General features: G+C 32.1%; 12 protein-coding genes and 2 pseudogenes. 7 read left to right on the top strand and 7 right to left on the bottom strand.

The genetic code is table 11. The features are described from left to right. Positions 1 to 481 precede the first annotated feature (481 nt). Positions 482 to 898, top strand: a complete 417-nt coding sequence (locus MKX31_RS26940) for a hypothetical protein (protein WP_340981728.1) — start codon at positions 482 to 484, stop codon at positions 896 to 898. Between the two features lie 314 nt (positions 899 to 1212). On the opposite strand, the pseudogene MKX31_RS26935 reads toward MKX31_RS26940, so the two are convergent. Next, positions 1213 to 1399, bottom strand: a pseudogene (locus tag MKX31_RS26935) (hypothetical protein). A gap of 100 nt (positions 1400 to 1499) precedes the next feature. On the opposite strand from MKX31_RS26935, the gene MKX31_RS26930 reads away from it, so the two are divergent. Beyond that, a complete protein-coding gene (locus tag MKX31_RS26930) occupies positions 1500 to 1631 on the top strand; it encodes a hypothetical protein (RefSeq protein ID WP_340981727.1) in 132 nt (43 codons plus the stop codon). Between the two features lie 741 nt (positions 1632 to 2372). On the opposite strand, the gene MKX31_RS26925 is transcribed toward MKX31_RS26930, so the two are convergent. Continuing rightward, positions 2373 to 2942 (bottom strand): TetR/AcrR family transcriptional regulator, encoded by a 570-nt coding sequence (locus MKX31_RS26925; protein WP_149173899.1) that lies wholly within the window; start codon positions 2940 to 2942, stop codon positions 2373 to 2375. 402 nt (positions 2943 to 3344) lie between these two features. Between MKX31_RS26925 and asnB the strand changes: the two genes are divergently transcribed. After that, positions 3345 to 5171 (top strand): asparagine synthase (glutamine-hydrolyzing), encoded by a 1827-nt coding sequence (gene asnB, locus MKX31_RS26920; protein ID WP_340981726.1) that lies wholly within the window; start codon positions 3345 to 3347, stop codon positions 5169 to 5171. Positions 5172 to 5387: 216 nt separating this feature from the next. After that, positions 5388 to 5942, top strand: coding sequence for a streptothricin N-acetyltransferase SatA (gene satA / locus MKX31_RS26915; RefSeq protein WP_340981725.1), 555 nt, complete (start codon positions 5388 to 5390; stop codon positions 5940 to 5942). Positions 5943 to 6176: 234 nt separating this feature from the next. Here the strand turns inward: satA and MKX31_RS26910 are convergent, their stop codons facing one another. Further along, positions 6177 to 6623 carry a hypothetical protein gene (locus tag MKX31_RS26910; RefSeq protein WP_098103659.1) on the bottom strand — a complete coding sequence of 149 codons (447 nt, stop codon included), beginning with the start codon at positions 6621 to 6623 and terminating at the stop codon, positions 6177 to 6179. Positions 6624 to 6853: 230 nt separating this feature from the next. Between MKX31_RS26910 and MKX31_RS26905 the strand changes: the two genes are divergently transcribed. After that, entirely contained in the window at positions 6854 to 6988 is a 135-nt protein-coding gene (locus MKX31_RS26905; protein WP_261784528.1) for a hypothetical protein, read from the top strand. A 669-nt stretch (positions 6989 to 7657) separates the two neighbouring features. Continuing rightward, positions 7658 to 8683 (top strand): pseudaminic acid synthase, encoded by a 1026-nt coding sequence (gene pseI, locus MKX31_RS26900; protein WP_340981723.1) that lies wholly within the window; start codon positions 7658 to 7660, stop codon positions 8681 to 8683. A gap of 240 nt (positions 8684 to 8923) precedes the next feature. Here pseI and MKX31_RS26895 read toward each other — a convergent pair. The 3 genes and pseudogenes from MKX31_RS26895 to MKX31_RS26885 form a co-directional block, all read right to left on the bottom strand. Then, positions 8924 to 9896 (bottom strand): annotated as a pseudogene (locus MKX31_RS26895) (CgeB family protein). Between the two features lie 31 nt (positions 9897 to 9927). Continuing rightward, the gene (locus tag MKX31_RS26890; protein ID WP_098102789.1) at positions 9928 to 10173 is read right to left on the bottom strand and encodes a CGEA protein; all 246 of its coding nucleotides are present in this window, start codon (positions 10171 to 10173) and stop codon (positions 9928 to 9930) included. Between the two features lie 172 nt (positions 10174 to 10345). Continuing rightward, positions 10346 to 10579: a CGEA protein gene (locus MKX31_RS26885; protein ID WP_098102788.1), complete on the bottom strand. Its 234-nt coding sequence runs from the start codon at positions 10577 to 10579 to the stop codon at positions 10346 to 10348. Between the two features lie 1539 nt (positions 10580 to 12118). Between MKX31_RS26885 and MKX31_RS26880 the strand changes: the two genes are divergently transcribed. Further along, complete coding sequence (locus MKX31_RS26880; protein WP_239661409.1) at positions 12119 to 12256, top strand: hypothetical protein; 138 nt, start codon at positions 12119 to 12121, stop codon at positions 12254 to 12256. 97 nt (positions 12257 to 12353) lie between these two features. Here MKX31_RS26880 and MKX31_RS26875 read toward each other — a convergent pair whose 3' ends face one another. Further along, the gene (locus tag MKX31_RS26875) at positions 12354 to 12620 is read right to left on the bottom strand and encodes a hypothetical protein (RefSeq protein WP_000404243.1); all 267 of its coding nucleotides are present in this window, start codon (positions 12618 to 12620) and stop codon (positions 12354 to 12356) included. Positions 12621 to 12889: the final 269 nt, after the last annotated feature.

The raw sequence follows: 12889 nt of genomic DNA, 5'->3' as shown, positions 1-12889 counted from the left end.
AGGAATAAAAGAAAGAACCCGCTGGAGTTCGGGCCCTTTCAGAAGTGATGATGTATTCTCGGTTTGGGAAATGAGAAAATACAAAATTATAATACATCGAGATTTAGAGAATTTCAATATTTATAGAAAAAAGGAATCCCGAAAGATCCCTTTTTCTAATTCCGATATATCTTAATCGCATATAAGTAAAGATAGGGAATATTATATAACAATAAAATAATATAAACAATAAATATTTAGGGATTACCGCGAAGTGGTGAATATGGCTAGACGACAAAGCCTAAATTGTGAAGAGGATAATTTGTTACTATATTTGAAAAATTACAAAAATACCATTTCTTTCAGATTTCAAGAAGGTTTTACAAAAAAATACATAGAAGTATAAATATATGGTAATGCAATGAGTCGAATTTTCATCATGACTGATATCCATAATATGTTCATTTCAATTAACATGAAATACACATAGAGGAGAGCGATTATGAAAAGAAAAATCGGTACAGCAGTCGTAGGTTTATCTGTTTTAGGATTTGGAATTTTTGGTTTTACTCATGGAAATGGTGGAGGAATTGTTCAAGCTGCTTCAGAAGGGGACGGAGGAGGAGCGCCTGCATATGCACATGGAAATCATGGCGGAGCACCAACTTATACTCATGGAGAGGGATGGTCTCCGAGTTATGCACATGGACATACAGGAGGAGCACCAATTTATGGATATGGAGACTATCCAACACCTTCTTTTAATGGAGGAGACACTCCAGCGCCTAAGTTAGAAGCTGATGGGGATCATGGAGGAGCTCCAACTTATACTCATGGACATTTCCCTGCACCAAAGTTAGGATCGGATGGGCATACAGGAGGGGCACCAGCTAATACAGAGCTTGGTGGGGGAATTTAACTAATACTAATATGAAAGTTATAAATTTATATAGAAGAAAAAAGACTTTGTAATTTACGAGGTCTTTTTTCAATGTAAAAAGCTATTCGAAGAAGAAATGAACGAGTTACTTCCTAGGAATGGGTGGCATATTTTTATTTTGTTTTGCTAACTTGATTTTGATGTGACGTAACCGTAAGTGTTTAAAAATTTAAAAAATCCCCTCAATCATGTTAAAGGGACTTTACTCACGCAAATGATCTGTAAATCAATTCATTTTTGATATACAGATCATTTGTATGATAATATTTATAAGGAATTGCTAAATAATGAAATTACATAAATGCTTTTAGAAGTTCTTGAATTAGTGGGATTGCTCCACCAATAAATTTTAAAACTGCCATTGCGATTTCCATATGATTCTCTCCTCTGTTTTTGTATTAAGATGTGTTGAATCTTTATAACCTCATTATAGCGAGCGCTTACATTTATAACAAAACATTTTTGTATGCAATATTGCATATTTATACGTTTAGACAAAACTTATACCTGTATTAGTCATTCTTTAATGGTACCATACAGAGGTGAGAGTCTTTAAGGGTTCGCCCTAATAGGAGGAAATATGGAAAGAGTACAAGTGATTTACAGTAATCTGAAAATTAAAAGTTGGGCTAAACAGGTATTAGCTGTAGGAGGAATATTAGGGTTCTGCTACTTGGTGCTATATGTTTTTAGTTTATTAGTTGTTATGTAAATATTATATAACTAAACTAGTAGAGTCTTGCCTAGATAGGTAAGGCTCTTTTGTTATCTGTAATGAGTAAACTACATACAAGACCTCTCAAGTTTGTCAGGTACTATGTATGGTGCCTTATTTCTCTATGTTTTAGACACTAACTCCTATCATTGAAAGTAAATAAACCTCTATTTAAAAGTTTCCATTTATATTGAAAACACAATTGTATTGATAAAAAATGTGTGTTTATTAGATACATCTTAAAAAGAGAAGCATAAGTTATATGACGTTTTGGTGGAATTTTTTTATCTTTGAAAAGGATTTAAATCTTACAAATAGATTTGATCCCTTTCTGTATACCGTAATTTCTATATTACCATATGAATATAATATACTGAAAATAATTTAAAAGCAAGAATATTAGTAGGGGTCCACCACATGCCCATCAACTTAAGACTTTAAAGTAGCCCCTAAACGAAGAATTTTTTTAAATTGATTGATAGTAAACAAGAAAGGTTGGCAAATACCTAACTAAAGAAATTTCTTCAGGTAAGCAAATCAATAATATATCAAAAGGTCCTTTACAAAATTTATTACTCTATGGACAATCATACGGATTGGGATTTTATCAGTTATTCCTAAATAAACATTGGATATTTCTTATATTTGTCCAGACTGAAAAGAGCTCATTAAAAACACCAGTATTCGTGCTTTTCTTTATATATTTGTACCACAATTATTTTTTGTATGTGGTTAAAACTAGTTTTTAAGAAGCATATGTTTTAGTAACTGAAGAAATTCTTTATCACTTTTATCATCTTTTATATAATCCTGTTCATAGTTAAAAATCATTCGCACTAACATAAAAGCTGTAAGCGGTAATGGTACCTTCTGAAAAGCCCCTTGCTGATAACCTTTTTCAAGCAAATTACTTATCATTTTAATTGCTTCTTCTTCAGATTTTTTTAAACAAGCTATAATTTCAGGTGAATGGTACTCTTTATATTCTTGAAAGAGTGTAGAAACAAATGGGTCTTGATGATATTCTAGGCTGATATAATGAAGGATTTTTTGTATTCGTAGCAAAACATCCTTTTCCTCTTTATATAAATCAAATAATTGTGAGCGTTTAAGTTGAATATGACGCATATAGCAGTCACATAATATTTGAGTTTTATCTGTATAGTAATAATAAATAGTTCCTTTACCAACTTTAGCTTTCTTTGCAATTTCATCAACCGTTGTGTTACGGACACCACGCGTAGAGAACAGTATTGTGGCAGATTGAATGATTTTCATTTTTTTATTTTCTTTTTCTAATTTTATCATCGTCTACACCCTATCCTTGAAATATTTAGCGAAGTTTTCTGTCATTACATTCTCTATCAGTCTATTTGTCATTTATTAACGCCTAATAAAAAGTCCTCTAGTTGCTTCTTATAGAATAACACACATCATTCTTATATCTAGTATATAACCATAATAGAATACGATTTTACATCTTAAGAATAGAAATGAGAGTATGAGATCATAAGTTATTAATTGGACGATGAGAGTTCAATTAAAAGGAAATGACGATCTCCTCATCAGTTGAATAATTTGATTTTTTGTTCAATTCATTTTATTATATAAACATGACTAAAAGATGTTTTTAGTCGGATTTTTTTACGAAAAACCGACTGGTATTTGATTCTGGTCGGTTTCTATACTATTTGAGAGAAGGTAGACACTATGTGTGGAATTGCAGGGTGGATAGACTGGTCTAAAGACTTGTCTAATGAACAAGAAACGTTAAAAAAAATGACAGATGCTATCATTCACAGAGGACCTGATGCAGAGGGGCATTGGTTTTCAAAACGAGCGGCATTAGGTCATCGACGTCTCATCGTCATTGATCCTGAAGGTGGCCTTCAACCTATGCTGTATAAAGATGGAAATGATACGATTGGTCTTACGTTCAATGGAGAAATTTATAACTATCAAGAATTACGTAAAGAACTTGAGGAGAAAGGTCATGAATTTCAGACAAAGTCTGATACAGAGGTATTACTACATGCTTATTTAGAATGGCAAGAAGATTGTGTTCAACACTTAAATGGGATTTTTGCTTTTGGTATTTGGGATGAAAGATTTGGAAAATTGATGCTTGGTCGTGATCATCTAGGTGTGAAGCCTTTGTTTTTCGCTCGAAGAGGGAGTGCAATTCTCTTTGGTTCAGAGTTAAAAGTTTTACTTTCGCATCCACTTGTAGATGCAGAAGTAGATAAAGAAGGACTTTCTGAGATATTTTGTCTTGGACCAACACGTACCCCAGGTCATGCGATTTTCAAGGATATACACGAAGTGCGTGCTGGCCATTATATGACGTTTACCTCTAATGGCTCGAATACGACACAGTATTGGAAACTTGAAAGTAAAAACCATATAGATGATATTGATATGACAGTGGAGACAATCCGCTCCATTTTACAAGATACGGTTAAACGTCAGTTAATTGCTGATAGACCAGTGGTATCTATGCTTTCCGGAGGTTTAGATTCAAGTGGTCTAACAGGTTTAGCGGGAAACGAATTTGGGAATAAAGGGGAACACCTTCATACATATTCCCTGAATTTCATCAATGATGAAAAAGACTTTGAGCAAGACTTCCTTCGTTTTGATCGTGATGAACCTTGGGTGAAACGTGTGGCTGAATATGTAGGAACAAAGCATCACTCTATAGAGTTGGGATCAGATAGTTTAATAGAGCATTTATTAATTCCAATGCGAGCGCGTGATCTACCTGGAGTAGGAGAACTAGAAACATCACTTTATTTGCTATTTAAGGAAATGAAAAAAGACGCAACAGTTGCACTTTCAGGCGAATCCGCAGATGAAGTGTTCTCAGGATATCCATGGTTCCACCAAGAGAAGTTTTTAGATGCAGAAATATTCCCTTGGAGTGTTAATTTATGGTATAGTACAGAAATTTTATCAGAGGATTTTAAAGATAAGATTAGCCCTGAAAAATATCAAAAACAAAAATTTGAAGATGCGGTTGCTGAGGTTCCTTTTTTAGAGGGTGAAAGTGATCTGCAAATGAAGCAACGTCAAATGTCTTACATGTTTATTACATGTTTCTTGCCATTTATGCTAGAACGAAAAGATCGTACAAGTATGATGAATGGCTTTGAAGTACGAGTTCCATTTTGCGATTACCGGCTTGTAGAATATTTATGGAATGTTCCATTCGAAATGAAAAGCATAGACAATATTGAAAAAGGTATTTTACGTCGAGCTTTTGAAAATGTACTTCCAGAGGATGTACTTTATCGCAAAAAAAGTGCATATCCAAGCACAAAGGATGCTTCTTATCTACAAGGTATTAGTGATTGGATGCTACATGTGTTAAACAATCCTGAATCACCTATTTTGCCATTAATTAATGTAGAAAGAGTTCGTGCTATTGCAGAAGGAAAAGACGAAGTAATTTCAGGTAATGATGCACGAGGTATAATAGATTATTTACTTCAAGTTAATAGTTGGCTTCAGGAATATAATATTAAATTAGTATGGTAGATGTAATTTTCAAATAAAGAGAATAGCTGAAACATCAATGACCTAAGTGAACCGCACCTCCAATGTATTAGATAGTTATCTAATAATTGGAGGTGCGGTTTTATTATTTTGATTTGCAATAACGCTAATCAGTTAGTAAATTAGAATTGAATAAGGGACATGGAAAGAACTAGGGGGAATAATATAAATTGGAGGTCCCACGTAAAGGAGAATACGATGAACCTTTTAATTAGAGAATTAGAAGTAGATGATTTAGACAATTTACCGGAGATTGATGATAGTTTTATAGTAAACTCTCGGTTAATTTTTTCTCTTTCAAAAGTAAATAAGCAAATAGAATATACAGTAGAAGACGTTCCAAGTTATGAGAAAAGTTATTTACAAGATCAATATGATGATGAACTAGCATACACTGAATATATAAATAAGCCTGAACAAGTAATTTACATAGCAATTTTACATAATCAAATTATAGGAGTAATGGTATTGAAAAAGAATTGGAATCACTATGCTTACATAGAAGATATAAAGGTGGATAAAAAATATCGTTCACTTGGAGTTGGTAGGAGGTTAATTGAGCAAGCAACGCAGTGGGCAAAAGAAAGCAATATGCCAGGTATAATGCTTGAAACACAAAATAATAATGTAGCAGCATGTAGGTTCTATGAAAAATGTGGGTTTGTAATAGGTGGGTTGGATTTTTTAGTATATAAAGGGATACATGAAGAAAGCGATGAAGTTGCAATGTATTGGTATTTGCATTTCAAATGAAAGTAAACCAAAACTTGAATATATAAATTCCTCGCTGTTACATTCGGTACAAGCAAATAACTAAAAGAAAAAGGAGGTTTCTTTCCGAGAGTAGGGGGCATCTTTGATCTTGCTACCGATAATCAAATGATATGTGAATTAGATTTTGATATTGTATGCATCGTCTTTTCTTCAATTAAATAAAAAATACATCTTTATAGGGATGTATTTTTTATTTAATAATAATGTTATAAATTATTCTACATGAACCGATATACTTTTAGATAATACTTGCATTGAGAAAGGAACTCTAGCTTCAAAAGCTATAGTGTTTGTTGAATTTGGTGTGTTTGAGAAGATGTAAGAATCCTTAATACGTAATCTAAAAGTTTTTTCAGATCCGAATGGACCAGTATAAGAACTGACTTCGTCTAAAGAACTTCCTGCATATCTAACACCATTAACAGTTAAAGCCTCAGAATATGAATCCGGTGTACCTACTTCACTAACTTTCACATAAAGATAATCGCCTTTAAGAACAGGAATAGATAAGTAAGAACTTGCACTATACATTTTGTCATTATCGCCTACAGCACTAATGCTAACACTTCGTAATGGAGAAGAATCCGCCTTTGAAATATTTGGTAAAAATGCTAGTGTAAGTGCAAAACACATAGCTAACATGCCCATAAATTTTTTCATATTAACAACTCCTTAGGTATTTATTTAACATCTTGTATTTTACAGGTTAAAAATGTAAATTTTAATATTGTATATAAAGAATAATTATGTAATTATACATATTTAATATAAAGTACACCAAAACTCGGATACATAAATTACACATTTTCTAAAAAACAGACTATTTAATTATATAAATAATAAGATTATTTAATATAATTTATTAATCCTAACAGAAGGGAGGATTAGCCATGCAATTAGTTTGTTTTAAAGTTGTAAATGGACAATATTTTTTAGTTGTAGAAGGTATTGAGATTCCTGCGTCAATTCCAGCGTTTGCTGCAGCTTTATTAATTGGTTTAGGAGTAATACCGCTTTGTTCTTAATTTAAGGAATTCCAAACGGCACTACCTTTCAATCGATAAACCCTTAAGCATATGAATGTTTGGGGGGTTTCTTAAAATAAAAAAGAAAAGACGCCATAAGGCGTCCCCACAATTAGGTAGATAAAACTTTAGTTTTCCAATCAAAAGAAATTTTGTATCAGCTCTTTGAAAGTATATCATAATATCTGATTGATTTATTATGCATTATTACATACTTTCCCCAAACCCTCTAATTTCTATTTGATAAAATAGAATCGAAATATTACTAAAAATCAAATAAATATTTCTACAAATCCCAAATATTTAAAAGGATATCAAAAGTGATACATTTAAGGTGAAAATTATAAAAAATATTAAAGGGGAAAAAGCAGTATTAAAAAAGCAATTATAAGCGGTGGGCAGTTATACAAGTTATTTGAACCTGAATTTTGTTGAAAAAGGATATTCATTTAAGTGTACTTTTTCTGACTTGGACCAACTTAATTTTAGTAATATGAATGTTGGATGCAGATCCAATAAGAGTATATTGAAAGGAATTACCAAGATTGCTTTAGGTATCCTAGTATACAGTAAAATCTTATTATTTAAATGAATTGTATTATCTAAGCCAAAGAATTCAAAAGGTTACTATTTTAGGGTGGACTTTGCAATGTAATGATACGGGGGCATATGTCAATTGAGTTTTACTCGCCACCATTTATTATTGCAGAAATGTCAGGGAATCATAATCAATCATTAGGTAGAGCATTGCAAATTGTAGAAGCAGCTGCAGAGGCTGGAGCACAAGGATTTAAAATTCAAACATATACACCTGATACAATGACTTTAAATATAGAAAATGGTGATTTTTTAATTCAGGATACGAACAGCTTATGGAAAGGTAAATCACTTTATCATTTATATAAAGAAGCATATACACCATGGGAGTGGCATAAACCAATTTTTGATCGCTGTACAGAATTAGGAATGATACCATTTAGTACGCCATTTGATGAAACTTCTGTAGATTTTCTAGAGTCATTAAATGTTTCTTGTTATAAAATCGCATCTTTTGAAAATACTGATATTCCCCTCATACGTAAAGTAGCTGCAACAGGAAAACCAATAATCATTTCGACAGGTATGGCTTCGATTGCTGAATTAGATGAAACAGTAAGGGCTGCGAGAGAAGAGGGATGTAAAGAATTAATTCTATTAAAATGTACAAGTACGTATCCTGCATCACCAAAATCTACAAACATAGCTACCATACCTCATATGAAGGAGTTATTTAAATGTGAAATAGGTTTATCTGATCATACACTTGGAGTAGGGGTATCTGTAGCAAGTGTTGCTTTGGGGGCCACAGTAATTGAGAAACATTTAACCCTCTCGAGGTCTGACGGAGGTGTAGACGCTGAATTTTCAATGGAACCTGCTGAATTTAAATTATTAGTAAGTGAAACTGAAAAAGCATGGGAATCTTTAGGTAATGTATATTATGGACCAACTAATTTAGAAAAAGATTCTTTAAAGTTTAGAAGGTCATTATATGTTGTAGAAGACATAAAAGCGGGAGAAGTATTCACGAATGAAAATATTAAAGCTATTAGACCAGGTAATGGTTTATTGCCAAAACACTTATCCAATATTCTCGGAAAGAAAGCGAGTAAGGATATCGAGAAAGGAACACCTATTTCATGGGATTTAATTTGATAGAGTATACTGAAATACTAATAGGAATTCATTTCAAGTATGTAGTAGCAAACAAGATAGCTTGTGCTAACGGATATGCATCTCCTATTTATTTGTTGGTGCAATCACACCTTCAGGAAAATTAAGGAGGGAGTCTTCTGGCGGAAAAAGATAAATTAAAATGCCTTTTCATAAAATTAAAAAGGCATTTTAATTTATTCAGAATGATTATAAAAGAAAAGAAATTTTTAAATTAATAAATCAATAAAGTTGTGACTGTAATATAGTCGTTATAAAATTGATTCTCTCATGAAAAGTATGTTGTGTAATAACTTTTGTGTAAATTTTTTCGACCATTAATCCTTTTGAAATCGTATCATTTAAATGAAGAGATAATTTATTTAAACAGTCTTCAAAGCTTTTATAGGATATAATTTCATCTTTATTGAAGAAAGATGAAAGATCAGATTTTTCTTCTATAATTTGAAAGCCTTGGCAAGCTGCGATATCAAATGTACGATTATTAATGGTATTACTTTTTACTCTATTTTTATTCTTATTCTGTGGAAATAGATAACTACGATGATAATATAAGACTAGCGTTATTATAATAGAATGCAACTTCTTGAGGTGGAATCCATTCTTCTATAATCTTAATTCTTCGGTGATTTTTCCATTTTTTAATTAACTTATTTCTCCAGTGTTGACCAATAACAGTAAAGTGATAAGGGGTTTTTTCCAAAAGAAACTGTATCAATTTCACTCGGGTTGGATAAGGATATCCAATGAACAATATTTCACTTTTATATTTTGAATTTTTTCGACCAGGTTTAAAAACATCTATATTATTTGCTAGGGGTAAATGATATACATTGGTATATCCTAAAGCTGTGTAATATTTAAGTGCTTCGCTATCAATAGTAAATATAAAATCAAAGTTATTTAATAGAGGAAGAGAAGTATCTATATAAAATGGGTCCTCAGTTAACCAGACAGCTAATTTAATATTCCTTTTTTAAAAATATTGAATTGCTTTTTGCGGTAGATAATTACCTAATAAGGTGAAAACAATATTAGGATGAAACGTTGCAGTAATGAAATCCAATTGCTCTACTAATTCACTCGGCTGTACTGCTAACCATTCGAAATTTTGATTGATAAGTGTTTTCTGTATGCTTTGATCTAGATATTGATAGATTTTTGAGTAACCAGAAGTAATGTATAAGAGTTTCATATTTCAATCCCTGCTTTAGGTATAAAATATATTATGAGCTAAACGTAACACTTTCTATTTCTTTACAACTGATCTTAGTAATACTTATAGTAGGAGGAGTAATCGAATTTTCCTCTTCTAATGTGACGATACAAGTATTAGGGTTAAAATTTGTAAAAACAGCAGGTCCAATAATATTTCCAGATTTACCAGTCACAGTAACCAATTCGCCTGGTTGTAAATTTTTAAAAATACTACATATTCCACCTGAACAACGAAATAAATTGCATAAGAACAAATTTGTCCCTCCTTTAAACAATATACTGTATCATATGAAAGTATGTAGAAGGATGTGTAGACAAGTAACCTTTAGAAGGGAGGGATTTAAATTAAAGAATATGATTGAAATATAAAAAGACATTCTAATGAATGCCAAAATTATAGATCGAATTAAAACCATTTGAATCATCTTAAGGGGTGGTTAATGTAATGCTTTCTATATCTTCACAACTTATGAATATAGTATTGGTTGAAGAGGGGGTTAGCACATCTTCTTCAACTAAAATCACCGCACAATTTTGCGGAATGAACTGTGTAAAAGTAGCAGGACCAATAATTTGACCTGATCTAGAAGTAACTGTAACAACTGTTCCCACTGGCCATGCAGAGAATATAACACAAGCTAAACCTTCACATGCTGCCATATTAAACCCTCCGAACTCTAATTTTAATAATGTAATAAATTCCAAACATTTTATATTGTATGGGGTAGTAGTATGAAGTGCTTGGACTATTAAAAGTCACTTTCCGGTTTTATCCCTTCATGATTAATATGATAACTATGAAATACTACGATACACAAGTTTAAAGAATAAAAATGGTAAGGAGGTTTATGAGGAAGATATTGTGTGATTTAGTGATCAGCTATTCCAAGGTCCAAATGATGAATGGAATTATAAGGTAGGATGTAACGAGTACATGGAGTTATGCTACACGGTATTTGATTAGGATGAGATAGAAGGCTTAAGTTTTTGGTAGCATTTATGGAAATCCAGAGTAACTAGAAAAATAAATAAAATTCTTATTTGCGCGACACGTTTTCTTATAAGTGTGCAAACACGAAATAGGAGGGTTATCAATTTGATGATAACAACTGTTCGACTGAAAGTAGGAATGAAAACCGTCAGGTTGAGCTGAAGCTACTTAACTAATACTCCTACATGCAAGGCATGATAGTAGTCACAAATTGTATGAAGCTAGGTGAAATTGGCTGAACAAAACCTAAGTGAGAACTCATATGGTAATGGATAGGTCGGGATGCTACAAAATATTTATGGTGAGAATGTCCGATAAAGGACTGACGAATTTGCGAATGTACGGGTCTAAAGGATTAATACATTAGAAATGTGTATGTCGTTAATGACAATGTTATCTACCGAAAAGTAAGAGTAAATGATATAAGATTCGGAACATCTAACGATGAGTATGTAAAGATAACAGGCTTACAGCAAACACATAAGGATATATGTATAGCTAAGTCAATCGGAACGTGGTAACACAGTATCAACGAAGCATGTAACAAATGTGGAGGGATAGTCCCTAATTTTGTTCGTTGAAAACTAAATCAACTATATGTAATTCACAGAATCGAGTAAGATGATGGGACTTTTCGTAAGAAAAGGGAATGAATGCATAGGTGAGTACAACATTGTTTGTAATCTAGTTGCTTTAGAATAAAAGGATAAGATGGGAAGCCGGCATGTACGGCGTTAGGTGGGGGGAAAGATGGAGATAACTTCAAAGTTTTACCTATCGCAACGATATCTAAATTGTATATGTAGAAAGGAGCACCTAATTAAAGTGCTCCTTAGGAGATTGATTATAAATGTCTGTTCATTAACTATTATTATGTTTATTTTATCGAATGGTGAAAAACTTGGACAAAACCTTCATTTTGCACAACAAAGCAGCTAGTTAATAAAATTAAGTGCTCGTTGTACAAAAGAAACGCTACGCTTACAGAAATAGTATCAACAGGGTTAAAAAATTATTCGGAAATGAAAGATAGCTAAACAAAAACTTTATTTTAAAGCTGTACTTCGGTGATGGCTTTCGTGTTATTTATATAAGAGGTTAATTATGATTTTTGTAGAATAAATAAGTCGGGAGAGATGGAAAAATAATACTATATATGGATAAAAAAACATTTGAAATGCGTGAAAAACGATTAGCAGAACTATTAGGTGCAAAAGTACTATGGGAATTTTATCAGTGCTGTAACAGAGGGAATTGAAAAGCAGGAATTAGAATCTACACCAAGTTTACTAGAAGTTCTATTCATACATGTGAAAGAAACCATCCAAATACAAAATATGAATTAACGCATAACAAAAGCCCCTGTAAAAACAGAGGCTGGTAGTATAGATAAAGAGACATTATATATGGAAGCATATGTAGAATTCATTAATCATAAGTTTATTATTTCTGAATTAGCTGTAGAGCTTTCATCTGTTCTAAAAGAATTAAATTGTTTTGTTCAATCATCTTTGCCACTGCTTCAAAGTGAGCTTGATTCTCAAGAACCTCAATCTGCTTCTCTTTAGGTAGCGATTGAAGTATTTCTTTTATTTCTTTACACTCGTATATATTATTCTCCGAGTCTTCAATTAATTTATTGCGACGATTGGTGTATTCAAGTGCACCTAAAGTCGCTAATGCACGAGGGTCTAATCCTAGAATTTCCATGTATTCCTCTCCTTTCCTCTACAATAATTCGATAGGGGAAAGGAGATTCCTTTAATGATTCTATAGAATTTTTTTATAGTGATATAACATGTTATTTATTAGTGGCATGCTATCTTATAGGAAAGTAGTAGAATAGACTTAAAAAATTCCTTAAAGATAATGAGAAGAAAGGAGAATACAGTAAATTACACTCATTTTCCCTAAGTAATCTTCATATGAAACGGTTATTTACTTTTATTATAAATTTTATATTAGATTCTTTGATGAAG

The sequence above is a fragment of the Bacillus sp. FSL M8-0063 genome (genome assembly GCF_038005545.1).
GTDB lineage: Bacteria > Bacillota > Bacilli > Bacillales > Bacillaceae_G > Bacillus_A > Bacillus_A wiedmannii.
The sequence above is the reverse complement of the archived record's forward strand: the minus strand, read 5'-3'. Positions and strand labels throughout refer to the sequence as shown.

Excerpts from the sequence above, each read along its gene's own strand:
- satA (WP_340981725.1), top strand. The coding sequence starts at position 5,388 with ATGAACCTTTTAATTAGAGAATTAGAAGTAGATGATTTAGACAATTTA.
- MKX31_RS26885 (WP_098102788.1), bottom strand. The coding sequence starts at position 10,579 with ATGGCAGCATGTGAAGGTTTAGCTTGTGTTATATTCTCTGCATGGCCA.
- asnB (WP_340981726.1), top strand. The coding sequence starts at position 3,345 with ATGTGTGGAATTGCAGGGTGGATAGACTGGTCTAAAGACTTGTCTAAT.
- MKX31_RS26925 (WP_149173899.1), bottom strand. The coding sequence starts at position 2,942 with ATGATAAAATTAGAAAAAGAAAATAAAAAAATGAAAATCATTCAATCT.
- MKX31_RS26905 (WP_261784528.1), top strand. The coding sequence starts at position 6,854 with ATGCAATTAGTTTGTTTTAAAGTTGTAAATGGACAATATTTTTTAGTT.
- MKX31_RS26875 (WP_000404243.1), bottom strand. The coding sequence starts at position 12,620 with ATGGAAATTCTAGGATTAGACCCTCGTGCATTAGCGACTTTAGGTGCA.
- MKX31_RS26940 (WP_340981728.1), top strand. The coding sequence starts at position 482 with ATGAAAAGAAAAATCGGTACAGCAGTCGTAGGTTTATCTGTTTTAGGA.
- MKX31_RS26930 (WP_340981727.1), top strand. The coding sequence starts at position 1,500 with ATGGAAAGAGTACAAGTGATTTACAGTAATCTGAAAATTAAAAGTTGG.
- pseI (WP_340981723.1), top strand. The coding sequence starts at position 7,658 with ATGTCAATTGAGTTTTACTCGCCACCATTTATTATTGCAGAAATGTCA.
- MKX31_RS26910 (WP_098103659.1), bottom strand. The coding sequence starts at position 6,623 with ATGAAAAAATTTATGGGCATGTTAGCTATGTGTTTTGCACTTACACTA.